This is a genomic window from Streptomyces sp. NPDC059743, assembly GCF_042732975.1.
Taxonomy (GTDB): Bacteria; Actinomycetota; Actinomycetes; order Streptomycetales; family Streptomycetaceae; genus Streptomyces.
In genome coordinates, this window is the sequence record NZ_JBHWGS010000023.1 from 1 (window position 1) to 21379 (window position 21379).

Below are 21379 nucleotides of genomic sequence, written 5' to 3' on the forward strand. Positions count from 1 at the left end.
CCGCACCCACCCCCTCCGACACCGTGGGCCTTCAAGACCTCAACCAGGTCTTGAAGGCCGACGTCACGCTCAGCCCGAATTAACCAACAGCATCCGATGAGGCCGGGGCGTGTCCCGCGTTACTACTGGGTCGTGCCGCCGGGGCAGGTTTCTCGGCTGGGGTGGGGCTTCTGGTGCCCGGTGGCCGGCTGTCCCGGGGGTGAGCCGACCGTCTGCCCGCATGACGGGCAGGTGCCCTCGCAGCGGCCGGGATCGAAACGTGGTGCCATATCAGTCGTCCTTCTCGCGTAGGCGGTGCTGACAGGTGGCGCACTTCCAACCCGGCCGTCGGCCGGGCGGTCTACAACTTCCGTACGAAAGCACGCGCCCCGTTGTGGAACGCGACCGTCAGCCCGCGGCTGCTTCCCTCACCCGGACGGGTCGACCAGCGCTCGATGCTCGCGATCTCCGGAGACTCCGCCCGCGCGATGGCCGCGGCGAGCCAGCCCTCGTGATCGCCGGGCGCCGGGTCCGCCACTCCTTGAACCGGGTCACCGTTGACGGGAACATCGGAGTGTTCGTGCTTCTCGCCCTCGGCAAGCTGGCCCATGATCTGCCACCGCGCTTCACCGTCCCCGGTCGTGATCGCCAGTCCGAACGGGTGCTTGGTGTCTCCGGCTTCCGCGAGGGTCTGGACGCGGGTCACACCGGGGCTGTTCTTGGCAAGATCGAGGGTGAAGTCCTGGAACCGAGCGGGGCGCATTTGTGATCATTCCTTCCGTGGCGGCCGGGTCAGTCTAGGCGTGATGCGGCAGCCGGGGCGGGAGGTCATGAAGTTCACACGCTCGGATCTCGCGGTGGGTCGTGATTCGGTCACCATGGGTTGACCTCCGTAGCTGTGCTGGCCTACGGGGGCTGCGGGCAGCCGTCGCCGCGAGGGCCGGTGCAGATGTCGAGTGTGCGGGTGACGTAGCGGCCGTCGAGGGAGTAGTAGAACCAGTCCACTTCGCCGCCGCGATCGAGCCGCTCCCGTGCCTCCGCGAGCACGTCTCTCGGCAGCGGAAGCCTGGCGGCGCGTGGGTACTCCTGGAGTGCGGTTTCCAGCCAGGCGTAGGCGTCCTCGGCCGTGGTGTGTGTGGTGAGTACGGTGGCGGTCTCGGCGATGCGCTTCAACTGGGCCTCGATGCTGAGCGGCTGGGCGTCCTCGGGGACGACGCGGGGGCCCGGATCGCTGCCGGGGCGGCATCGGGGGCCGTTCCAGGCGTAGCCGTGCCAGTGTGTCGATGGAGTCGATGGATCGGTCACTGCCACGTGATCACGAGGTTGCTTCCGGGCCGGCCGCCGAGGAGATCTCCGCGGTGAGCGCGTCGTACAGCAGCTCGGGATCCGTCAGGTAGCACGTCTCGGTCAGTGGGACGATCCAGCGCAGGCGCTCCTGCTTCCCCGTGTAGCTCACCGGCGGTACGGCGACGAACGTGGCGACGCTCAGGGGCAGTACCAGCGACGCGGGGAGGGTCCACGCATCGGTGGTGCCCGGAGGTACGAGCCAGTAGAAGACCGCGCCCTTCCAGTCCTCGATGACCGCACCGCTGTTGGCGCCCAGGCGCTGGATCACACGCTCGCCGATATGGGACCGCACCCGTACGGCGTCCCAGAAACGCCCGGCGGGCACCATTTCGACCGTCGTCCCTCGCGGCGGCGTCCAGGGCTCCGCGCGCTCCGTATCGACGCGCTCCTGGCCGTGGCCCAGGTGAGTGCACAGGGCGATCACGGACCGCGCCAGGTTGTACGCATGACGCCCCGGCCCGAGCGGCCCGGGCCCGGCGTCCAGGCGCCGCCGGGCCTCCCCGATACCCGCCTCGGCGGAAGCCCGGGCGGCCTCGCCGAGCAGACCGAGACGGCCCTCCAACTCCGGGATCAGCAGACCCAGATAGCCACGCATCAGGAGCGTGGTTGTCTCCAGGTCCTTCTCCGGCACCCGGGCACCCGAGTCGACCACGTGCCGCGCCGTTTTCACCATCGTGCTGAAGTCGAGCGGGAGGGATTCGGGGCGTGTGAGTTCATCGGCGTTGGCTGTCATCGTCGCTCCTGGCAGATAAGGCGGGGATTTGAGGACTCCACCGTCGCGCCTCACCAGGCAGCGGGAAAAGGAAAGTTCGATCCGGGTCACTTCACGCGAAGGTGAAACTGGCGGTCGGCCGATACGGTGGATTTCCGGCACGACGGGAGAGCTGATGCCTGATCAACTCCGGCCGAATGCAGCGCTCCGGCGCCTCATGACCGAGTACGGGTTCACACGCGAAGGGCTCGCGGAGGCGGTCAACGATGCGACCGCGCGATTAACCGGCGTACCAGGGATGTGCAGTGCCCGCCTCGTCGGCCACTGGCTCACGGGGCGGGTTGTCCGGCCGCGGACCAAGAGCCGCGTACCGCTGGAGATGGTTTTCGCCCGCCCCGCGAGCGAACTCGGCTTCCGGGCTCCCGCTGAGGCAGGCGATGGAGTTACGGTGCGCACGACCACCGCTGCATCGTCACAGGAACCGCCCGTGCACCGCCGTAAGTTCATCGTCGGCCTCAGCAGTCTCATCGCCCTGCCGTCACTGCCTGAATCGGGTCGCCTCGGTATGAGCGACATCGCCCGCATTCGTGAGGCCGAGACCCAGCTGATGCAGCTCGACCGCCAGCAGGGCGGCGCCCGGCTGGCCGACGTCGCGGAAAGGTATGCGAGCCATGTGGAGCACGCCATGCGCCACTGCACCTACGGCGGCCGGGTTCAGGTCCAGCTCCACCAGGCGCTCGGTGAGATGTACGCCCGGGCGGGATGGCTCGCCTACGACTCAAGTCGCCACGAGCAGGCCCGTCGGCAGTGGGACACCGGACTGCGGTACGCCCTCCTGGCCCGCGACTCAACTCTCCAGGCTCGTATCTGGGCGAGTCTCTCCCGGCAGGCCGTCGATCTCGGGCACGGCGGCGAGGCGGTTGCCATCGCCCGCGCCGCACTGGACGCCACGCGCAACAGCAGGAACCCGCGTCTGTCCGCCCTGCTCCACACGCGAGTCGCCCTCGGGCATTCGGTGGGCGGAGAGAAGGGACGGTGTGCACAGTCCCTCCACCGTGCCGAGCAGCAGCTCGATCGGGCGGCCGAGCCCGGCCAGGGACCGCCCTGGCTGGCGTTCTGTGCTCCCGATGAGCTGACCGGGCAGGCGGCGTTGTGCTTCTCAACCTGGGTGACTACGCGAGGGCGGCGCAGGCCGACCGCGACTCGCTGGCTCTGGTGGAGGCGGACGAGTTCCGTCGCAATACCTTCGCCACCCACGTCAGCCTGGCGCGGTCTCTCCTCGCGGCCGGAGAGGCGGACGAGGCTCTTGTGGCTGGACGTGATGCCGTCGATCTGCTTCGCGAGGTGCGCAGCCCGCGCTGGACCGAGCATCTGGCGCGGTTCAGCGACGATGTACTGGACTGCGCTCCACCCGGGGCCGAAGACTTTGCGGACCACTACCGAGAGGTGACGACATGACGGTGGACGTGCTCACGCTCAGCCACTACACGCGCGAACACCTGCCCTCGATCCGCTCCACTCTCGTGGATGTCTACGCCGAGGTCTACGACCAGAGCGGAGAAGACCCGTTCCACAGCGTGGCGCGCTTCGAGGAGCGGCTGTCGGGTCATGCGTCAGGGCCGAGCTGGGCGTGCGTCATCGGGGAGATCGACGGACAGCCCGTCGGCTTCGCGTATGGCCGGCTGGACAGCGTCCGGGAGTGGCGGGATGTGCTGGAGCCGGTGGACTCGGGCGTGCGGGACTACGGCGAGAAAGGGACCTTCGGCCTGTGCGAGATCATGGTGCTTCGGCCGTGGCGTGGAAAAGGGATCGCTCAGGGGATCCACGACGAACTGATGGAACAGCGTGGGGAAACCCGGGCATCCCTGCTCGTGGACAGTGAGCACCCGAAGGTACGTGCCCTCTACGAGCGTTGGGGGTACCGGAAGGTCGGCCAGATGCAGCCGTTCGAGGACTCCCCGCTGTACGACGCGATGCTGCTCGACCTGGCCTGAGGAAGACCACCGAGATGCCCGCTCCCCACCGCGGCCTGCCATCGGATGTGGCTGCCGAAGTCCGGGCAAGCTCTTGAGCAGTGCTGCCGACAACCACCGCAACGGACTCACCGAGTCGACCTCGGAAGCTCATCAAGCGGGCAGCGAGATCCTCGTCGGACTCTCCGACCATCTCCTCGCGGTATGGGACGGCAAACCGGCCCGAGGCTACGGAGGCACAGCCGACGTCGTCGCGTACGCGCGACGCTTAGGCGTACCCGTAACCATCATCTGGCCGGACGGCGCGTCACGCTGAGCACGCGAGTGGGCAAGGCGGGGCAGGCCCAGAAGGCCCGTTGGCGGGACCGGCCTTCGCCGAAGTGACGGAAAACTGAACGAGCGAGCTGGTACCGCGCTGGTCAAGAAGCCTGTTCCCCGCTCGTGCGGGGTGGTCCCTGCCAGGGCGGAAACGCCGCACGGCCCGCTGTTCCGCGGCTTCTGCCGCATGTTCGAAGCGATCGTCGAAACGGCTGAGCGAACGGTGTGACGAGAGAGGAGTACCACTGGTGATCGAGGCGGAGTTGAAGGCTCGCGTTCACGCGCCCGAGGCGGTGAGGCGGGAGCTGGAGCACCTGGCGCCCGCGCGGGTGGAGGTGTACCGGGACACCTACTACGACCTGCCCGACGGGTCGCTCGACAAGCGGGACCAGGAGCTGCGGGTCCGTACCGTGCACGGGGCGGACGGCACGCGGACGATCCTCACCTTCAAGGACGCCAAGGTCGATGAGGTCTCCGGATCGAAACCCGAGCACGAGACTCGCGTCGATGACGCCGAGGCGGTGCACGCGATGCTGAAGGGCCTTGGGTACGTACCGGTGATCGCGTTCGAGAAGCGCTGCCGGAATTACGAGTTCGAGCGGGCGGGCCGCTCGATGCTTGCCACCCTGGTACGCGTCCCCGAGGTCGACGGCACGTTCATCGAGGTCGAGACCCTGGTCGATGAGGACGACATGCACTCTGCCCTGGACGATGTCCGCGCGACCATTCAGTCACTGGGCATCAGCCTCGGGGACCTGACCCGCGAGCGATACACCGACGCTGTGGCCGCCCGTCGCGGCCCGGCTTCGCCGAACTGACGCCGAAGCCGTGTGCCCTCTCGGCCGCGCCGGGCCCCCGCCCCCCGCCCCCCTGCGGACCGTCAGTCCTCCTGCAAGCGGTCCGCCGCGTAGCCCGTTACGCAGCCCAGTACCAGGACCGCGTTGGACATCAGTAGGCCCTCTGCGGTCAGGTCCTGCCACTGGAGCGACATGTTCAGGGCCTGGGCCGCCACCGGGACGGTGAAGGTTGCCAGGGCGTGCTGGAGAGAGGCGTCGCGGAACGGGGTGTGGTGGGTGCGGCCGGCTGCCCAGGAGGCCAGGGCTATGCAGGCCGCGTTCGGGAGGTGGATCAGCATCAGGCGGCCGAGGAACGTCTCCAGGTTGTCCTCGGAGGCGAGATGGTCGTAGACCAGCGTGGCCTGGAGGTACTCCGTCGCGACGAGGACGACGATGCCGGCCGCCCAGGCCCGTACGAGCGCGAAGACCGGCGCTCCCGGGCCCTCGTCCCGCTGGGCGCGTGCCCCCGGGTAGTCGTACCGCGTCATCGCCCCTCGTCTCCGAACAAGATCGCCGTGCATCAAGATTTCGTGCCTCGCATTGCCGTGTTGTGCTGGGGCTCAGGGGCCGCCGCGCCGCCGCCGTCCGGGAGGCCGAGGCCGTCTCCGCTCAGAGCGCCGTCAGCACCAACACCGCCGTGAATCCCACCGCCGCCAGCCCGCAGCCCGCCACCAGCAGTCCGTACTGCGCCACCGGCGACCAGCTCCCGCGTCCCGCGACCGTCGCGGTGCGCTCCGGATCTGCCGGGTCGTACGCCACCGTGACCTCGCTGCCCACCTTCACCGCGCCGCTCGCCAGATCCTCGAACTCGATCGTGCGCCCGTCCTCGGAGGTGCGGAAGGAGAAGACATACCGCCGCGCGTCGGACCGGTTGTACGGCTCGCTCTCGATCCGTACGCAGACACCGGGCGCCCGGCCGCCCGCCCGCAGCGCGCGCGCCACGGCCGCCAGCCGACGCGCGTAGTGTGCCGTCAGCCAGCCGAACAGCAGAATCATGCCCAGGAAAAAGACGTAGTCACCGCCCGGAATCCCCATCAACGCACCCTACTTGACCGTAATGGACTCGATGATCTTGTTCAGATCGCCGTCATCGAGCGTTCCGCGGGCCGCGTCGATCCGTACCGCGTAGGACTTCTCGGCGGAGTCGAGGCCCGCGACGATCACGCCCTGGTACCGGGTGCCCTTCTCCGTAAACTCGAAGTTGACGCGCCGGGCCTCCTCCTCGCCGTCCGGGCCCGCCACCACGATTTTCTGCTGCTTGCCGAGTTTCGAGCCGAGGGCGATGCCCGCCTCCGCGCCGATCGCCGCCTCCTCCACCGAGTCGGCGTTGGTGAAGTCGAGCTGGACGGTGATCATTCCGACGGACTTGCCGCCCTCGGTGAGAGTGGCCGCCGCCGCGTTGTACTTGCTCCGCTCGGCATCGCTCTGCGCGGTGAAGGCGGGCGGGTACGCGACCGTGACCGCCGACGACTTCAGCGTGTCCCAGCCCTCGGGAACCGCACCGGCCCCGGTGTCCGTACCGCATCCGGCCGTCACCGTCAGCAGGACGGCCGCGGATACGGCGGTGGCCGCCATGGTCCTGGCCCGCCGCCGGGGTGCCACGGCCCTCTTCTGGCTTATCTCGCTGGTCATCACGTGCGTGCTCCTTCGCCGGCCGGTCAGTTCGCACAGTAGCTGTACGGGAGATAGCTGCGGCTGTCCCCATGAGGCGCTCCGAGGAACTGCGCCTGGTCGAGCGTCTCCTCCTTCTTCTCGGTCGAGACCGAGAAGCCGAGGCTGAGCCCGAGGTTCAGCTCGAAGCCGTACTCGGCCGCGTCCGTCTGACCGGTGTACTTCGTCCGGCTGGAGAGCCCTTCGTCGAAGAGCAGTTGCCCGAACGGATCGTCGTCGCCCGGGCGCTTCGTCGGCGCATGGTCGTCGAACATGTACGTGAACGGCGCGGCGTTGTCGCCATGGCCGTCCAGCCACTCCTGGGCGACCCGGCGCTGCTCGTCGCCGTCGCTGCCCGGCGGGATCACCAGGGAGTTGGTGACGACCTCGATACCGGTGGTCTGGTCGCTGCCCTTCGCGCCGCCGCTGCCGCCGCGCTTGTCGTCGCCGCTCTTGCCGTTGTCGCCACCCAGCTTCGAGCCGTCCTTGGCGGCGCCCTTCTCGACCGTGCGGGTCATGTCGATCCGCAGCAGCTCACCGGTCTTCTTGTCATGGGTGACGGTGATCGTGCCGGTCTGCGTGGTGGAGCCGGAGGACTCGCCGCTCAGCGGTCCGGCCTCGTATCCGATCTTGCCGCCGTACTCGATGGCCGCGCTGTACGTGTACGCCTTGGTGCCCTTGAAGTCGTTGTCCGTCCAGGTCACTTCGGGCGAGAACTTGAAGTTGCCGCCCAGGGTGGCGCTGAGCTTCTTCTCGTCGCCCGGCGACAGCTTGAGCCCGCCGGCCGCGCCGGCCTCCAGGCCGACCTTGCCGTAACTGATGTGGCGGTTGCCGAGCTTGTCCTCGATACGGTCGCGCAGCTTCTCCTCCTCGGCCATCGGGCCCTTGCCGAAGAGATAGAGAATGCTGTTGCCGAGGCCGCCGCCACGGGAGTTGGCGTTCCGGTTGGCCAGCTCGTAGGTCTTCAGGGACTCGATGTCGTCGCGGAAGGCCGCGGCCTGCTCCTCGTTGTCGAAGACCCAGGTGTCACCGTTGGTCACTTTGATCCCGGCGCCGAGTTCCACCTTGTCGGTGCCGAACTTGCCTATTTTCGCGCCCGGTTTCCAGTCCTTCTTGGCGGCGACGGAGGCGGCGTCGGTGAAGGTCATCATCACCTGCTGGTCGTTGGCGTCGACCTTGCCGTCCTTGTTGACGTCGGTGCTGGCCTGGAAGGTCGTCTGCTGGAAGCCGTACTCCTCGCCCCACTCGATGAAGAGGACCTTGGCCTTGGCGCCGGCCTTGTCGCTGACGGAGGAGATCTGGCAGAGCGGCGGCTCGTAGTCGGCGTCGGTCCTGGGCTGGGCCCCGTCGTCCGTACCGTCACCGCCCGTGCCGCACGGGCCGCTGAAGGACACCAGACAGCGCAGCTCCGCGGCGATGGTCTCGTCGACACCGGTGCCGACCATCGCACCGGCGATGGCGGCCACGACGACGATCACACCCACGTACTCGGTGGCCGTAGCGCCGCGATCGTGCTTGCGGCCCCGCGTCCGGCTGCCGATCAGGCCCATGCCAAGGCCCTGGTCCCGGCCCGGGCCTTCGTCCCGGCTCCGTACCCGTACCCGGCTCCGGTCCCGGTACGGGCGGCCTCGCTGGTCCCGGTACGGGCGGTCTCGCTCCGCGTCCCGTCTCATCCGACGTCCCCGTCCCGTCCCCCTCGGTGGCCGCACGCCTTTCGCACGCGGAATCGGAATGGGAGCGTACGAGTGCGGGCAGAGCGCAGGCGTGGGTCCCTGGGCCCAACCCGGGCCCAAAGTGGCGGGATTGGATGCGGAATTCGACCGAATGGAATAAACCTTGAAACCTGAGTGAACAGGTGACTGCTTCGCCCGAGTTTGCCGGTGCTTGCCGCCCGGGAACCTCGTCACCGGTATCTGATAGGTGTTCTCTGTGCCGTACGACGTGGATAAAGTGCTGGGGCAGAAGCACGAGCAGGAGAGATCTGCGGTCGCCGGGACTCCGACGGCCGGAGCCGAACGGGGAACCAGCGTGCCGACCGCGATCGCAGTCACCAGTCCCGACCTGGTGCTACCACCGACGGACCATCAGACGCCCACCGCGGCGCTGCTACAGTCGCCCGACGCCCAGCCCCTGGACGCCGCGCTCGCCGACATGCAGGTGCTCGTGGAGCAGCACGGCTATGTCATCGGCCTCTACCCGGCCACTCTCCCGGCAGCCCATGAACGGCGTCTGCACACCGTCCGGTCCATCCTGGAGAGCGACCGGATCGCGCTGATCAAGCTCGATCTGCCGCCGCTCGGTGTGGCCGTACTGGTGCGCCAGCTACGGCAGTTGTCGATATGCGACTTCAACGCCGGGATCGTCGCCTCCGCCGCCCGGCTGCTGTCGCACTACATCTACTCCGGAGCGCTGCTCAACTCCGTCGCCAGGCTGGACCGGGTGCCGGTGAGCCTCAAGTCCCATGCCAAGTCATGGGTGCCGGGCTCCCAGTTCGGTGTCCTCGCCAATCCGGCACCTCAGTTGATCAAGATCGGAAGCGGTGAACTCACCGGTCCGGACTTCGGTACGCAACTGATGGTCGGAAAGGGGCAATTGCAGTCGGACTGGGTGACCGCGACGCTGGCACCCGCCTGGCAGGTCCAGGGAATTCAGGAGAGCGCGCTTCCGGCCGATTCGCCGCGCTGGTGGGGAACGGCCAAAATGATCGAGTTCGCCGCGTTCCTTCCGGATATCTCCGTTCTCTATCAGCTGGTTTCCTCCGTGCGGCGGGAGGTGTGTTCCTGGTGCGGTATCGAACTGATAGGTGACCGCTGCGGATTCTGCTCGGCGCCGCTCAACCCACCGGAGAACCAGGGCCGCGCGTCCGGTGTACCGAACCAGGGAGTGCCTATCCAGCACGGATCGTAAATCCGCGAGCGCCGACCGGTCGTTCCGTACGGGCCGGCGGCGGCTCCTCAGGCACCGGCCCCGGTCATCACGCGCGGGCCGTCAAGCGCGGCCCGTCAAGTGCGGACCGTCACACGCGGCCCGCCCGTCATGTACGGCACGTACGCGTACACCACGTACACGTACACCAGTACATGTACAGCACAGGCCGTGGTCCACAAGTCGTCCGTCACAGGCTCCCGCCCAGGGCCCCTGGCCCCTACCCGCCGACTCTCACTCACACGTCTCCGAACGAGGTTGTCCCGCTCATGAATTCACGGCAACGCCGCGGCGTCATACTTCTTCTCCTCTCGGTGCTCTGCGCCTTCGCCGCCTTCGCCGGTGTCCTCTCGGTGATCAGCGACGTGAATTCGAAGGTCGGGCCCGAGGTGGCCGCGTACCGGCTGAAAGAGGACGTGGCACCGTACACCCCGCTCCAGGTGAACCAGTTCGAGAAGATCTCGATGCCCAAGCGGTGGCTCTCCGACAACGCGGTGACCGATCTGGCCGTCGTCAGCGGGAAGATCGCCGTCACTCAGCTCAAGAAGGGCTCGCTGCTCCAGGACGACATGATCGTCAAGCGGCCCGCGCTCGCCAACGACGAGCAGGAGATCGCCATCATGATCGACGCGGCGACCGGTGTCGCCGGCAAGATCACGCCCGGCGATCTGGTCAATATCTTCGCCACCTTCTCCGGTGACAACGATGGCACGCTGGCCCAGTCGCGGATCATCGTCCCCAACGCGAAGGTCATCGACGTCGGCCGGCTCACCGCGCTGGAACCGGACCAGAACGACAGGAACCGCAGCGCGGTCAAGCAGGCCGTGCCGATCACCTTCGCGCTGAAGACCAAGGACGCCCAGCGCGTCGCGTACGCCGAGTCCTTCGCCCAGCACGTACGGCTCGCGCTCCTCGCCGACGGCAGCCCGACCACGCTGCGCCCCGGGGAGAGCACCTACACCCTCGAAGGGGACAAGTGAGGGACGAATGACGACCAGAATCCTCCCGGTCGTCGGCGACGCCGACGCCGCACGGTCCATCACCACCCTGCTCAGCCAGCTCCCCGAAGCGGAGCCGGCGGCGCCGGTCGGTGACTCGACCTCGCTGATCGACACCCTGGGCCGGCTGGCGGCCGAGTCGATCGACGAACTGCCCGAGGTCGTACTGGTCCATGAACGGATCGGTCCCGTACCGGCGCTGGAACTGATCAGGGAAGTGGCGCTCCGTTTCCCGGCGGTCGGCGTCATCCTGGTCACCACGGACGCCGGCCCCGGTCTGTTCTCGGCCGCGATGGACGCCGGCGCCCGCGGGCTGGTCGGGCTGCCGCTCTCGTACGAGGAGTTGGCCCAGCGCGTCCAGGCGGCGGCCGGCTGGTCGGTGGGCGTACGGCGCCATCTCGGCCAGGGCGGCGACGTGTTCACCGGTCCCGGCGGCACGGTGATCACGGTCAGCGGCTCGAAGGGCGGTGTCGGCACGACGCTGATAGCGGTCCAGCTCGCCCTGGCGGCCAGGGCGTCGGGCATGAACACCGCCCTCGCCGATCTGGATCTCCAGGCCGGCGATGTCGCCTCGTACCTCGATGTGCAGTTCCGCCGGTCGATCGTGGACCTCGCCACCATCCAGGACATATCTCCCCGGGTGCTCCAGGACGCGGTCTTCATCCATCCGAGCGGTATCGGTCTGTTGCTGGCGCCGGGCGAGGGCGAGCGCGGCGAGGAGATCAGCGAACGCTCCGTACGGCAGATCGTCAGCGCGCTGCGCAACCGGTACGAGGTCGTCGTCGTCGACTGCGGTACGCATATGAACAGCGCGAACGCGGCGGCGATCGAGATGGCCGACACCACGCTGCTGGTCACCACGCCCGATGTGGTCTCGGTCCGCGCGGCCAAGCGCATGGTGCGGCTGTGGGACCGGCTCCAGATCCGCAAGGCGGAGGAGACCGTGACGGTCGTCAACCGCCACACCAGGAACACCGAGATCCAGCCGCCGCTGATCGAGCGCATCACCAGCACACGGGTCTCCAGGGTGGTGATCCCGGCCAATTTCAAGGAGTTGCAGTCGGCGGTCGACGCGGGCCGGATGCAGGACCTGGAGTCCAAGTCCACGGTCAAGCAGGCGATGTGGAGTCTCGCGGGCGAACTGGGTCTGGTGAAGGTGCCCGAAGGCGGCGAGAAACAGGGCAAGTTCAAGGGAGACCGCGGCTCGGTCGGCGTTCTTCGCGGACGATCGAAGCCGCAGGACTGACGGGCTGACGGGCTGATGAGCCGGAGGGGGCACGTTGAACCATGAACGTCATAGGAAGAGCGACCGGACGGTACGGAGAGAGCCCGGCCACGCGGCCGGGTGACCGGGCGTACGGCGACGGGCCGAGCGGCCGGGCGAGCGGCCGGGCGTACGGCGACCGAGGGCAGGCCGCGATCGAGTTCACCGGGATGGTCCCGATCATCCTGGCCACCGTCGTGCTGCTCTGGGAGGCGGCGCTGGTCGGCTATACGTTCTCGCTCGCCGGGAACGCGGCGGACGAGGCGGCGCGCGCCGCGACGACCGCGGTGCCGGGCACAAGGGTCGCGGCGTGCACCGAGGCCGCGGAGGAGGATCTGCCGGGGGCCTGGAACATCGCGGACGTCAGCTGCCAGGCCGAGAACGACGGTCTGGTGAAGGTGGACCTCACCCTCGAACTGCCGCTGTTCTTCCCGGGCGTCAACCTCCCGATCGAGGTTCCCGCCCACGCGTCTGCGGTGAGGGAGAGCTGACCATGCTGCGGACCATAGGGAAGCGCGTATCGCGCGACGGAGGCGAGCAGGGACGGGTACGGCTGCGCCCGGCCGAACGTGGCCAGGCGGCGATCGAGTACGTCGGTGTGATCGCCCTGCTGATCTTCGTCGCTCTCGCCGCGATCCAGCTCGGGATGGCCGCGTACGCCGTACAGCAGGCGGGCACGGCATCGAGGGCCGCCGCCCGTGCCGCGTCGTACCGTGAGGCGGTGACGAACCCGGAGACGGCCGGCGAGGCCGCCGTGAGCGACTGGCTGGTGGTCCACATCGACACCCCGGCCTCGGCGGGCGACGAGATCACGGCCACCGCGCGCGTGGAGATCCCGGAGATCCTGCCGATCTTCGAATTGGGCGAGGCCGAGAGGAGCACCACGATGCCCCTCGACTGAGCGACCGTACGTACGACGGCCACGTACGACGGCCACGTACGACGGCACCGAACCAGCACACCAGAGCACATCGAGCACACCAGCAGAACCTGGGAGTTGAGGACATGAGCCTGCGGGCGCGCATCAACAGCCCCGAGCCGACGAACGGGCACAGCGAGGAGAGTCTTCTCGTCGGGGTCTACCGCGCCAAGCTCCTGGAGGAGATCGACCTCGCGGAGATGTCCGCGCTCGCCGCGGCGGAGCGCCGGGCCCGGCTGGAACGGGTACTGAGTCATATCATCAGCCGGGAGGGCCCGGTCCTCTCGACCGTCGAGCGCTCCCAGCTGATCCGCCGGGTGGTGGACGAGGCCCTCGGTCTCGGCATTCTGGAGCCGCTGCTCGAAGACGCCTCGATCAGCGAGATCATGGTCAACGGCGCGGAGCAGGTCTTCGTCGAGCGCGGCGGCAGGCTGGAGATGCTGCCGATGCGGTTCACCTCCAACGAGCAGCTCATGCAGACGATCGAGCGCATCGTCTCCACCGTCAACCGCCGGGTGGACGAGGCGAATCCCATGGTGGACGCCCGCCTCCCGTCCGGCGAGCGTGTCAATGTGATCATCCCGCCGCTCTCGCTGACCGGGCCGATCCTCACCATCCGGCGCTTCCCGAGGGCCTTCACGCTCCAGGAGATGATCAGCCTCGGCTCGCTCGACGAGCAGATGATGGTGCTGCTGGCCGGGCTGGTACGGGCGAAGTTCAATGTGATCGTCTCCGGGGCCACCGGCACCGGCAAGACGACTCTGCTCAACTCGCTCTCCGGACTGATCCCCAACGGCGAGCGCATCGTCACCATCGAGGACTCCGCGGAGCTCCAGCTCCAGCAGTCCCATGTGATCACGCTGGAGAGCCGGCCCGCGAACGTCGAGGGCAAGGGCCAGATCACGATCCGCGATCTCGTACGCAACTCCCTGCGTATGCGCCCGGACCGCATCATCGTCGGTGAGGTCCGTGGCGGTGAGACGCTCGACATGCTCCAGGCGATGTCGACCGGTCACGACGGCTCGCTCGCCACCGTCCACGCCAACAGCGCCGAGGACGCGCTGATGCGACTCCAGACGCTGGCCTCCATGTCGGAGGTCGAGATCCCGTTCGTGGCGATCAAGGACCAGATCAACAGCGCCGTCGATGTCATCGTGCAGCTCACGCGGCACGCGGACGGCTCGCGCCGGGTCACCGAGATCGCCATTGTCGACTCGCACGGCCGCGAGGAGTACCGGATCGTCTCCGTCTGCCGTTTTCTCGCCCAGCCGATGGCCGCGGACGGCAGGATCTACGGCAAGTTCGAGTACTACCCGCTGCCTCGCAGGATCGCCGAACGCCTCTATCTGAAGAGCGAACCCGTCCCACCGGCCTTCGGGGTCGCCGACTCGGAGGAGGAGCTGGCCGTAAGGAAAGCGGCGGCCTGACACCGCCGAGCGCGGCCCCCCCCGGAACCCCTCATCCCCACCGGATCCCCACCAGCCCATCGAGAAGGTCCCCGCACGACATGGATAATCTCCCGCTCCTGACGATCGGTGTCACACTGCTCACCTGTGTGTTCGCCGTCATCGGCGTGCACGTCTACTCGTCGGGCAAGGCCCAGCGGGAGGCGCTCGTCGAGCGCATGTCCCACACGGGACAGATCACGACCGCGACCGGCCGGCGCCGTCGCTTCGTCGGTATCGACCGTCAACTGCGCACCACCAAGCTGGGCAAGCGCATCGAACGCAAGATCGCCGCCACCGGCCTCGATCTGACACCGGGCGAGTACGCCGTCTATGTGGTGGCCGGCCTGCTCGCCCTGTACTTCGTGGTCGGCGCGATATTCGCGCCGTTCTTCGGCGTGCTGGCGGCGCTGATCGGCGTCTGGGGCGGCAACGCCTTCCTCAACTGGCAGCGGACGAAACGTACGGAAGCCTTCATCAGCCAGCTCCCCGAACTGACCCGCGTCCTCGCCAACGCCACCCAGGCGGGCCTGGCGATGCGTACGGCACTGGCGATGGCGGCGGAGGAACTCGACGATCCCGCGGGCGAGGAACTGCGCCGCGTCGCCGACCAGCTCGCCATCGGCCACTCCCTGGACGACGCCCTCGGCGAACTCGCCGACCGCCTCCCGTCCCGCGAACTGGTCGTCCTGGTCACCACCCTGGTCCTCTCCAGCCGCGCCGGCGGCCAGGTCGTCACCTCCCTGCGCAACCTCACGGAGACCCTGGAGGAACGCAAGGAGACCCGCCGGGAGGTCACGACGATGCTGTCGCAGGTGAAGGTCACCGCGATGGCGGTGCCGCTGCTCGGCTTCGGGTTCCTGCTGCTGATCAACCAAATGACTCCAGGCGCACTGGACAAGATGACGGGTTCGGGTGTGGGGCAGTTCGGAACCATCCTCGCCGTCGCCCTTTACGCACTGGGGCTCTTCATCATCCGCCGTATGTCCGTCGTCCGGGTCTGAGACGGGAGGGAATCACCATGGGACTTCTACTGGCCGGCCTTGTCGGACTCTCCGTCTACGGGATCTTCAAGGGCGTACGCATGTATCGCGCCGACGCCAAACTCCCCAGCGATCTGGCCCTCGCTCTTGAAGTAGGCGCCACCCGCGCCACAGCGGTGGGATCCGGTATCGACCGACTGGGCATGCGCTGGGCGCCCACGGTCCTCAATATGATGGGCCCCAAGCGCGTCGACATTCTGCGCCGACGGCTGGACATGGCCGGCAACCCCGGTGGTCTGACAGTGGACCGCTTCGCCGCCCGCAGGGCCGTCTACGGATTCCTCGGTATCTTCGCGGCCCTCGCTCTTGTCGCACGAGGGCAGGCGCCTCTCGGAATCGCCGCTCTTCTCTTCGGACTCTTCTGGACGGATGTCATCATCCGAGCGGCGATCCGGAAGCGGCGTGATGACATCGAGCGCACGCTGCCGGACTTCCTCGATGTGCTTGCCGTCGTCGTCTCCGCCGGTCTCGGTTTCCGGCAGGCGCTCGAGCGAGTCGCGGAGAAGTACGTAGGGCCCTGGGCGGACGAACTGCGCATCACCCTGCGCCAGATGGACATGGGCGTCAGCCGGCGCGAGGCCTTCGACCAGTTGAGGAAGCGCAATGACTCCGAGCAGGTGTCGATGTTCGTGACGGCTCTCCAGCAGGGCGAGGAGCTCGGATCGCCGATCGTGGACACCCTGATTCAGATCGCCAACGACATGCGCCGGACGGATGCGCAGATTTCACGGCGCAACGCGGCCAAGGCGATCCCCAAGACCACGCTCATCGTCACCCTCGTCATGCTTCCGGCAACCATGATCCTGATCACCCTCAGCTTCTACTACGGTTCCGGCGTCGATTTCGCGGATGTGCTCGGCAGATAGCCGGGCATCGCCGGACAGCAACTCAGAAACATGAAGGGGAGGTGACCGATGGCCAGAAGACTTACCGCTCTGTCAGGCGGAATCGTCGCCGGCCTGCCAGGTTCGGCGGCCGGACACACACCGCGCCAGGTGCCCTCGCTGCCGATCCAGGTCAACGCCCTTCAGGCGCTGTGCCGACAGGTGTTCGGCTTCCGGCTGGCGATGATCGCTCTCGCCGCACCGTTCGCCCTCGACCGTACCGAGCGCGGTTTCGCGACCTTGCTGGTCGGGTCGGCGGTGGTCGTCACCTTCATGGTGTCCTATGTCCTCCTCCGCGACTGGGAGCGCTTCGGGCCCGTCCTGCTGCGCCACCCCGTGCTTCTCGCCGCCGACATGCTCTTCGGCGCACTGCTGCTCATCACGGCGTCCCCGGACTCGACACTCGCCTATGTCACCATCTGCACGCCGCTGCTCGCGGGACTGGTCTACGGCTGGCGCGGTGCCGCGCTCTTCGCCGTACTCCAGTCGCTCCTTCTGGCCGGTGCCTATGCCGTCAACGGTTCCGTAGAAGCTGAATTCGGCGCTCTCCTTCTGCCGGGTCTCTGTGTCATCGCCGGTGCGATCGGAAGCACTCTGCGGAATCTGATGCTGGGCTTCGGCACCGCCAGCCATGCCCTGACCGAGGCCCGCGCCCGGCTCGCGGTGCACGGCGCCGTCGAGGAGGAACGCGCGCGGCTGGCCCGGGAGATGCACGACTCGGTCGCCAAGACGCTCCACGGTCTGGCCCTGGCGGCGGACGGTCTGGCGCACTCGGCGGACCGGATGGATCCCCTCACCGTCAAGCACCAGGCGGAGCTGGTGGCACGCTCGGCCCGGCGCGCCGCCTCCGAGTCGCGGGAGCTGCTCTCCGATCTGCGGCGGGAGTCGGGGCTGGACGGTGGCGTCGACGTGCTGACCGAACTGCGCTCCCGTACCGAGGACTTCGCCCGGCGCCACGGCTTCGAGGCGACCTTCGGACGGATCGGCGAGGCGCCCGTACCGCCCATCCCGCACGCCGTCGCCCGGCATGCCCTGACGATCGCCAGCGAGGCGATGGAGAACGCACACCGTCATGCGAACCCGACGTATGTGAATGTCTCGGCCGGCGTCGTCCGCGATCTCCTGCGGATCAGCGTGTACGACGACGGGCACGGTCTGCCGCCCGGTACGACTCTCAACGACCTCCGTCGGGCGGGCCACTTCGGCCTTGTCGGCATGGTCGAGCGGGCGGCGTCCATCGGGGCGCGGATCCGGATCGGCAAGGGCCGTGCCGCGAAGGGCACGGAGGTACGGCTGGAACTGCCTCTCGCCGCCCTGCGACCTACAGACGAGGAGCAGGGGACCAACCACCCTGCCCCGCAGCTCAATTGAGAATGATCCATCATCACATCCACCGCTCCCCACACCCCGAGAGGAGGCCGCAGCCATGCCGGACGACATCTCCAGAACCTCCGGGCAGCACTGGACACAGCAGTCCCATGTGTCCCAGCACACGTCCTCGCACGCCACACCGCTCAGCTCGGAACACACAGCGGGAGTCCCCACCACCGCGCAGCCCGCGGCATCCGGACAACTCCCTGACTTTCCCGCGACGTTGCCGGCCGCGCCGTCGATGCGTGTCGTGGTCGCCGACGACAACCCGGTGGTACGGGCGGGTCTCACCGTCCTGCTCTCCGGACGTGACGACATCGAAGTCGTCGCGGAGGCCTCGGACGGCCGCCAGGCGTACGAACAGGCCGTACAGCACCGTCCCGATGTGATCCTGCTGGACGTACGGATGCCGGGAGTCGACGGGATCTCCGCGCTGCCGCATCTCGTACGGCTGGCACCGGTCCTGATGATGACGTACAGCCGCGAGAGCGAGATCGTCCACGAGGCGCTGAGGCTGGGCGCGGGCGGCTATCTCGTCCACGGCGAGTTCACGGCCGACCAACTGGTCCACGCGGTACGGGACATCAAGCAGGGCCGCGCCCACTTCACCTACTCGGCGTCCAGCGCGCTCCTGGCGACGGTACGGAACGGCGCCGGCCCCGACGGCGGGCCGGTGCGGCTGCCGGAGGGCCTGGGCACGGCGTTCACGGGCTCCGGCTATCTGCCCGCGGTACCGATTCAACCGTCTGCATCTGCACATGCCACGCCGCCGGACCGACTCCCGCCGTTCCCGGCAACACAGTCCCAGGCAGGGCAAGTTGACCAAGGATTGAATCCGCAACAATCTTCTTCAGGGTCTTTGCTTTCGCAAGCTGGTGTGGGACATTCTTCTCAGGGGCAGCAAGCGGGGCTCCCTGAAGGGCTGTACTCCGAACTGAGCCAGCGGGAGGTGGAGATCATGGATCTGATCGCGTCGGGCATGACCAATCAGCAGATCGCCGCCGCCTGCTTCATCAGCCAGAAGACCGTGAAGAACCACATCAACCGCATCTTCGCCAAGCTGAACGCGGGCAGCCGCGGTGAGGCCATCGCCCTCTGGCACGGGATAGCCCGGGGAAGGCCGGCCGACCATGGCTGAGCGCACAGGCGTCCCAGTGGCCGCGCAGGCACCGGAGGGCAGGGCCCAATCCCTGTCTTGGGCCCGCAGTTGGGCCCTGAGGCCCATGGCGGAGGGTACTTCCCCGGCGTACTTTTCTCATGTCGCCAGCGGCACCGGCCAGGAGGAAGCCGGAAGCGCGAACGACATCAAAGACTCGTACGAGTCGGCCGGTACGAGGCCGGCCGACACCGGAGGAGAACACCATGTCGAACATCACGCTGAAGGCCGCCACCGCTGCCAAGGTCTACGTCGGCACCTGGGCGAACACGACCGTCACGGCGATGAAGGCCCGTCGCGACAAGGGTCAGGGCGCCGTCGAGTACCTGGGCGTGATCGTGCTCGTCGCCCTGATCATCGTTGCCATCGTGGGCACGGACATCGACAAGACGATTGCCGACGCCCTCACGCAGGCGGTCGACGACATCGTCAACGCTGGTGGCGGCGAGTAGTAGTGCGCGGAACGTTCCGTGAGTCTGGGCAGGCCGCTCCCATCTACATCACGATGGTGGCGGGCCTGCTCTTTCTCGCGTTCGCGTTCTTCGCGGTCGGTCAGGCCGGTGCGACACGCAATGGGGCTCAGTCGGCGGCGGACGCCGCCGCCCTGGCAGCGGCACAGGAATCCCGGGATCAATTCCGGGACGGTCTCCTGGGCGGCCTGCTGGACCCTGATTTTCTGGTCGACGTCTTCAACGGCGACACGATCGGTACGTACAACGGCTGCCAGGCCGCGAGCAGGTTCGCCGACGAGAACGGTGCGGATGTACTGCCGGGCGCATGTGGCTGGCTGACCGACGGCAGATGGGGTTTCAGGGTCGAGGTCGTCACCCAGGGAACAGTGGGGGACAGCGTCCTGCCCGGCACCGAGAACAAGCGAGCCAGGGCGCAGGCCACGGCGATCGTGGTGCCTCGGTGCACCTTCGAGCCCGCTGAGCAAGAGGAGAATCCGCCGGAGGAAGGTGAGGAGGGCGCCGAAGGCGAGCCCGTCTCCCCGGGTGTCCTCCAGTGCGGTGGTGGCACGGACTGGCATATCGATCCGGCGAAACTTGACCTACTCCCGGACATGGCCGATCTATTCTCCGTCCGACTGGCCGAGGACTGACCGCGAGCGAACGCAAAGGAACGGGCATTCATGAGTATGTGGCGTGGAGCGAAGGCGCGTAGGGCGGCGGGAGCAGCCCTCGCCACCATGGCCTTGGCTGTCTCCTTGACTGCCTGTGGCAGTGGTGGCGACGACAGCAAGGGGGAGGGCGGCGGGGCATCGTCCTCCGCTCCCGCGAAGGAGACACCTCAGGACACCGGCGGCACGACTGTGCCGGACACCAGCCAGACCTTGGCGACCATCAACGGCAGCAACGGCTTCCAGTTCATCATCCACACGGCGGTGCGCGACGACGGCGGCTTCCTGACGGTCACTGGTTCCATCAAGAACATCAGCGGCAAGCGGCAGGTCGTACCCAGCGCCTGGAACGGCGACGAGAAGCAGGTCAGGCAGACAGGACGTTCCCTGGCGGGCATGACGTTGGTCGACAAGGTGGAGAAGAAGCGTTACTACGTGCTGCGGGATACGGACGGATACCCTCTGACGACGACGGGAATCGTCGGTCTCGACGCCGATGAGACCGTTTCCTTCTTCGCCCAGTTCCCGGCACCGCCGGACTCCACGACCAAGGTGGATCTCCAGTTCCCGACGTTGAACACGGCCACGATTGAGATCTCCTGATGGGTGCCATGACCTCCCGCGTACGCAGGGGCTCCAGGCGTCCGGTGGTCACGGCTGTCGCCGCCGCCGTGCTCTTCACCAGTGTGCAGTTCACCATGGCCGCCGGCGCGCGTGCCGACGAGACTCCCAGTACGCCGCCGGGCACGGAGTCGACCTCGCCACCACCCGAGGTGGACGGCAACGCTTCAGGTCTCAAGCTGCGCAGTGGTGCCACGCTCGCTCCGGCCAAGGTGCTGGACATCATCTCGGTGGTCGAGTCCGAGGGCGGTGAGGAGCGCCGTGAGGACACCAACGAGAGCGTGAAGTTCGCGCTCCAGGCCGAGGTCCTCTTCGGCAAGGACAGCGCCAAGCTGTCGTCGGCCGCGAACTCCCGTATCGCCGCCATCGCCGACGAGGTCAAGAAGCAGGGCGCCTCGAAGGTCCGGGTCTTCGGCTTCACCGACGACCTGGGCTCGGCCGCGCACGGCGATGTGCTCTCCAAGCAGCGGGCCGAGGCCGTGCACGGCGTGCTGGACAAGGAGCTGGCGTCGGCCGGGATCACCTATGAGATCCGGGGCTACGGCGAGCAGTACCCGATCGCCGACAACAGCACCGAGGAAGGCCGCAAGAAGAACCGTCGCGTGGAGGTCTCCTTCCCACGCGGGGAGAGCGGTGGTTTGCAGCGCTGACGCGAGCTGACGCGCCGCGTCACACGTACCTGATACGTACCTACTGATGGCCGAAGGGCCCGGTCCGCACCGAAGTCTGTGCGGGCCGGGCCTCTTTGCGTGGTGTCGTCGTGTCGTCATGTCCCAGGTCAATACCCCTTGTGCGGAAGGCGATTTGAGTCCGGACTT

At 67.8% G+C, this 21379-nt stretch carries 25 protein-coding genes and 1 pseudogene; 18 read left to right on the top strand and 8 right to left on the bottom strand.

Features of this window, described 5'->3' with window-relative positions; genetic code table 11:
• Positions 1-340 precede the first annotated feature (340 nt).
• The 4 genes from ACFV6H_RS32600 to ACFV6H_RS32615 form a co-directional block, all read right to left on the bottom strand.
• Positions 341-742 carry a hypothetical protein gene (locus ACFV6H_RS32600; protein WP_384982284.1) on the bottom strand — a complete coding sequence of 134 codons (402 nt, stop codon included), beginning with the start codon at positions 740-742 and terminating at the stop codon, positions 341-343.
• 143 nt (positions 743-885) lie between these two features.
• Positions 886-1284: a hypothetical protein gene (locus ACFV6H_RS32605; RefSeq protein WP_385549600.1), complete on the bottom strand. Its 399-nt coding sequence runs from the start codon at positions 1282-1284 to the stop codon at positions 886-888.
• A 10-nt stretch (positions 1285-1294) separates the two neighbouring features.
• A complete protein-coding gene (locus tag ACFV6H_RS32610) occupies positions 1295-2059 on the bottom strand; it encodes a DUF6415 family natural product biosynthesis protein (RefSeq protein WP_385549603.1) in 765 nt (254 codons plus the stop codon).
• Between the two features lie 517 nt (positions 2060-2576).
• Positions 2577-2768 carry a hypothetical protein gene (locus ACFV6H_RS32615; RefSeq protein ID WP_385549606.1) on the bottom strand — a complete coding sequence of 64 codons (192 nt, stop codon included), beginning with the start codon at positions 2766-2768 and terminating at the stop codon, positions 2577-2579.
• Positions 2769-3190: 422 nt separating this feature from the next.
• Between ACFV6H_RS32615 and ACFV6H_RS32620 the strand changes: the two genes are divergently transcribed.
• The 4 genes and pseudogenes from ACFV6H_RS32620 (at position 3191) to cyaB (ending at position 5147) form a co-directional block, all read left to right on the top strand.
• On the top strand, positions 3191-3496 hold the full coding sequence (locus tag ACFV6H_RS32620) for a hypothetical protein (RefSeq protein ID WP_385549609.1): 306 nt from the start codon (positions 3191-3193) through the stop codon (positions 3494-3496).
• Positions 3493-4032, top strand: coding sequence for a GNAT family N-acetyltransferase (locus ACFV6H_RS32625; protein ID WP_385549612.1), 540 nt, complete (start codon positions 3493-3495; stop codon positions 4030-4032). The genes ACFV6H_RS32620 and ACFV6H_RS32625 overlap by 4 nt, the downstream gene beginning before the upstream one ends.
• A 67-nt stretch (positions 4033-4099) precedes the next feature.
• A pseudogene (locus ACFV6H_RS32630) lies at positions 4100-4327 on the top strand (hypothetical protein); the annotation flags it as partial.
• Between the two features lie 250 nt (positions 4328-4577).
• Entirely contained in the window at positions 4578-5147 is a 570-nt protein-coding gene (gene cyaB, locus ACFV6H_RS32635) for a class IV adenylate cyclase (RefSeq protein ID WP_385549615.1), read from the top strand.
• A gap of 62 nt (positions 5148-5209) precedes the next feature.
• Here cyaB and ACFV6H_RS32640 read toward each other — a convergent pair whose 3' ends face one another.
• The 4 genes from ACFV6H_RS32640 to ACFV6H_RS32655 form a co-directional block, all read right to left on the bottom strand.
• Positions 5210-5653: a hypothetical protein gene (locus ACFV6H_RS32640; protein WP_385549618.1), complete on the bottom strand. Its 444-nt coding sequence runs from the start codon at positions 5651-5653 to the stop codon at positions 5210-5212.
• Positions 5654-5774: 121 nt separating this feature from the next.
• Entirely contained in the window at positions 5775-6200 is a 426-nt protein-coding gene (locus tag ACFV6H_RS32645; protein ID WP_385549621.1) for a DUF3592 domain-containing protein, read from the bottom strand.
• 9 nt (positions 6201-6209) lie between these two features.
• Positions 6210-6797 (bottom strand): hypothetical protein, encoded by a 588-nt coding sequence (locus tag ACFV6H_RS32650; protein WP_385549623.1) that lies wholly within the window; start codon positions 6795-6797, stop codon positions 6210-6212.
• A gap of 26 nt (positions 6798-6823) precedes the next feature.
• Positions 6824-8488 (bottom strand): hypothetical protein, encoded by a 1665-nt coding sequence (locus ACFV6H_RS32655; protein ID WP_385549626.1) that lies wholly within the window; start codon positions 8486-8488, stop codon positions 6824-6826.
• Positions 8489-8843: 355 nt separating this feature from the next.
• On the opposite strand from ACFV6H_RS32655, the gene ACFV6H_RS32660 reads away from it, so the two are divergent.
• The 14 genes from ACFV6H_RS32660 (at position 8844) to ACFV6H_RS32725 (ending at position 21211) form a co-directional block, all read left to right on the top strand.
• Positions 8844-9722: a hypothetical protein gene (locus ACFV6H_RS32660; protein ID WP_385549629.1), complete on the top strand. Its 879-nt coding sequence runs from the start codon at positions 8844-8846 to the stop codon at positions 9720-9722.
• Positions 9723-10009: 287 nt separating this feature from the next.
• The gene (gene cpaB, locus ACFV6H_RS32665; RefSeq protein ID WP_384982312.1) at positions 10010-10720 is read left to right on the top strand and encodes a Flp pilus assembly protein CpaB; all 711 of its coding nucleotides are present in this window, start codon (positions 10010-10012) and stop codon (positions 10718-10720) included.
• Between the two features lie 7 nt (positions 10721-10727).
• Complete coding sequence (locus ACFV6H_RS32670; RefSeq protein ID WP_385549632.1) at positions 10728-11984, top strand: CpaE family protein; 1257 nt, start codon at positions 10728-10730, stop codon at positions 11982-11984.
• Between the two features lie 41 nt (positions 11985-12025).
• Positions 12026-12493 (top strand): TadE/TadG family type IV pilus assembly protein, encoded by a 468-nt coding sequence (locus tag ACFV6H_RS32675; RefSeq protein WP_385549635.1) that lies wholly within the window; start codon positions 12026-12028, stop codon positions 12491-12493.
• Positions 12494-12495: 2 nt separating this feature from the next.
• Positions 12496-12903, top strand: coding sequence for a TadE/TadG family type IV pilus assembly protein (locus tag ACFV6H_RS32680; RefSeq protein WP_385549638.1), 408 nt, complete (start codon positions 12496-12498; stop codon positions 12901-12903).
• Positions 12904-13007: 104 nt separating this feature from the next.
• The gene (locus ACFV6H_RS32685) at positions 13008-14348 is read left to right on the top strand and encodes a CpaF family protein (RefSeq protein ID WP_385549640.1); all 1341 of its coding nucleotides are present in this window, start codon (positions 13008-13010) and stop codon (positions 14346-14348) included.
• Between the two features lie 80 nt (positions 14349-14428).
• Positions 14429-15370 (top strand): type II secretion system F family protein, encoded by a 942-nt coding sequence (locus ACFV6H_RS32690; protein ID WP_385549643.1) that lies wholly within the window; start codon positions 14429-14431, stop codon positions 15368-15370.
• 17 nt (positions 15371-15387) lie between these two features.
• Positions 15388-16275, top strand: coding sequence for a DUF5936 domain-containing protein (locus ACFV6H_RS32695; RefSeq protein WP_385549646.1), 888 nt, complete (start codon positions 15388-15390; stop codon positions 16273-16275).
• 48 nt (positions 16276-16323) lie between these two features.
• A complete protein-coding gene (locus ACFV6H_RS32700; RefSeq protein ID WP_385549650.1) occupies positions 16324-17664 on the top strand; it encodes a sensor histidine kinase in 1341 nt (446 codons plus the stop codon).
• Between the two features lie 55 nt (positions 17665-17719).
• Positions 17720-18802, top strand: coding sequence for a response regulator (locus tag ACFV6H_RS32705; RefSeq protein ID WP_385549653.1), 1083 nt, complete (start codon positions 17720-17722; stop codon positions 18800-18802).
• A gap of 224 nt (positions 18803-19026) precedes the next feature.
• Entirely contained in the window at positions 19027-19272 is a 246-nt protein-coding gene (locus ACFV6H_RS32710) for a hypothetical protein (RefSeq protein ID WP_385549656.1), read from the top strand.
• Positions 19273-19274: 2 nt separating this feature from the next.
• On the top strand, positions 19275-19922 hold the full coding sequence (locus ACFV6H_RS32715) for a pilus assembly protein TadG-related protein (protein WP_385549659.1): 648 nt from the start codon (positions 19275-19277) through the stop codon (positions 19920-19922).
• A gap of 30 nt (positions 19923-19952) precedes the next feature.
• Positions 19953-20543 (top strand): hypothetical protein, encoded by a 591-nt coding sequence (locus tag ACFV6H_RS32720; RefSeq protein WP_385549662.1) that lies wholly within the window; start codon positions 19953-19955, stop codon positions 20541-20543.
• A gap of 8 nt (positions 20544-20551) precedes the next feature.
• Positions 20552-21211 carry an OmpA family protein gene (locus ACFV6H_RS32725; protein WP_385549665.1) on the top strand — a complete coding sequence of 220 codons (660 nt, stop codon included), beginning with the start codon at positions 20552-20554 and terminating at the stop codon, positions 21209-21211.
• Positions 21212-21379 lie beyond the last annotated feature (168 nt).

What these genes read in the sequence shown, in the direction of transcription:
- ACFV6H_RS32600 (WP_384982284.1), bottom strand. Translation starts at nt 742, where the DNA reads ATGCGCCCCGCTCGGTTCCAGGACTTCACCCTCGATCTTGCCAAGAAC.
- ACFV6H_RS32610 (WP_385549603.1), bottom strand. Translation starts at nt 2,059, where the DNA reads ATGACAGCCAACGCCGATGAACTCACACGCCCCGAATCCCTCCCGCTC.
- ACFV6H_RS32625 (WP_385549612.1), top strand. Translation starts at nt 3,493, where the DNA reads ATGACGGTGGACGTGCTCACGCTCAGCCACTACACGCGCGAACACCTG.
- ACFV6H_RS32640 (WP_385549618.1), bottom strand. Translation starts at nt 5,653, where the DNA reads ATGACGCGGTACGACTACCCGGGGGCACGCGCCCAGCGGGACGAGGGC.
- ACFV6H_RS32645 (WP_385549621.1), bottom strand. Translation starts at nt 6,200, where the DNA reads ATGGGGATTCCGGGCGGTGACTACGTCTTTTTCCTGGGCATGATTCTG.
- ACFV6H_RS32650 (WP_385549623.1), bottom strand. Translation starts at nt 6,797, where the DNA reads ATGACCAGCGAGATAAGCCAGAAGAGGGCCGTGGCACCCCGGCGGCGG.
- ACFV6H_RS32655 (WP_385549626.1), bottom strand. Translation starts at nt 8,488, where the DNA reads ATGAGACGGGACGCGGAGCGAGACCGCCCGTACCGGGACCAGCGAGGC.
- cpaB (WP_384982312.1), top strand. Translation starts at nt 10,010, where the DNA reads ATGAATTCACGGCAACGCCGCGGCGTCATACTTCTTCTCCTCTCGGTG.
- ACFV6H_RS32670 (WP_385549632.1), top strand. Translation starts at nt 10,728, where the DNA reads ATGACGACCAGAATCCTCCCGGTCGTCGGCGACGCCGACGCCGCACGG.
- ACFV6H_RS32675 (WP_385549635.1), top strand. Translation starts at nt 12,026, where the DNA reads ATGAACGTCATAGGAAGAGCGACCGGACGGTACGGAGAGAGCCCGGCC.
- ACFV6H_RS32680 (WP_385549638.1), top strand. Translation starts at nt 12,496, where the DNA reads ATGCTGCGGACCATAGGGAAGCGCGTATCGCGCGACGGAGGCGAGCAG.
- ACFV6H_RS32685 (WP_385549640.1), top strand. Translation starts at nt 13,008, where the DNA reads ATGAGCCTGCGGGCGCGCATCAACAGCCCCGAGCCGACGAACGGGCAC.
- ACFV6H_RS32690 (WP_385549643.1), top strand. Translation starts at nt 14,429, where the DNA reads ATGGATAATCTCCCGCTCCTGACGATCGGTGTCACACTGCTCACCTGT.
- ACFV6H_RS32695 (WP_385549646.1), top strand. Translation starts at nt 15,388, where the DNA reads ATGGGACTTCTACTGGCCGGCCTTGTCGGACTCTCCGTCTACGGGATC.
- ACFV6H_RS32700 (WP_385549650.1), top strand. Translation starts at nt 16,324, where the DNA reads ATGGCCAGAAGACTTACCGCTCTGTCAGGCGGAATCGTCGCCGGCCTG.
- ACFV6H_RS32705 (WP_385549653.1), top strand. Translation starts at nt 17,720, where the DNA reads ATGCCGGACGACATCTCCAGAACCTCCGGGCAGCACTGGACACAGCAG.
- ACFV6H_RS32710 (WP_385549656.1), top strand. Translation starts at nt 19,027, where the DNA reads ATGTCGAACATCACGCTGAAGGCCGCCACCGCTGCCAAGGTCTACGTC.
- ACFV6H_RS32720 (WP_385549662.1), top strand. Translation starts at nt 19,953, where the DNA reads ATGAGTATGTGGCGTGGAGCGAAGGCGCGTAGGGCGGCGGGAGCAGCC.
- ACFV6H_RS32725 (WP_385549665.1), top strand. Translation starts at nt 20,552, where the DNA reads ATGACCTCCCGCGTACGCAGGGGCTCCAGGCGTCCGGTGGTCACGGCT.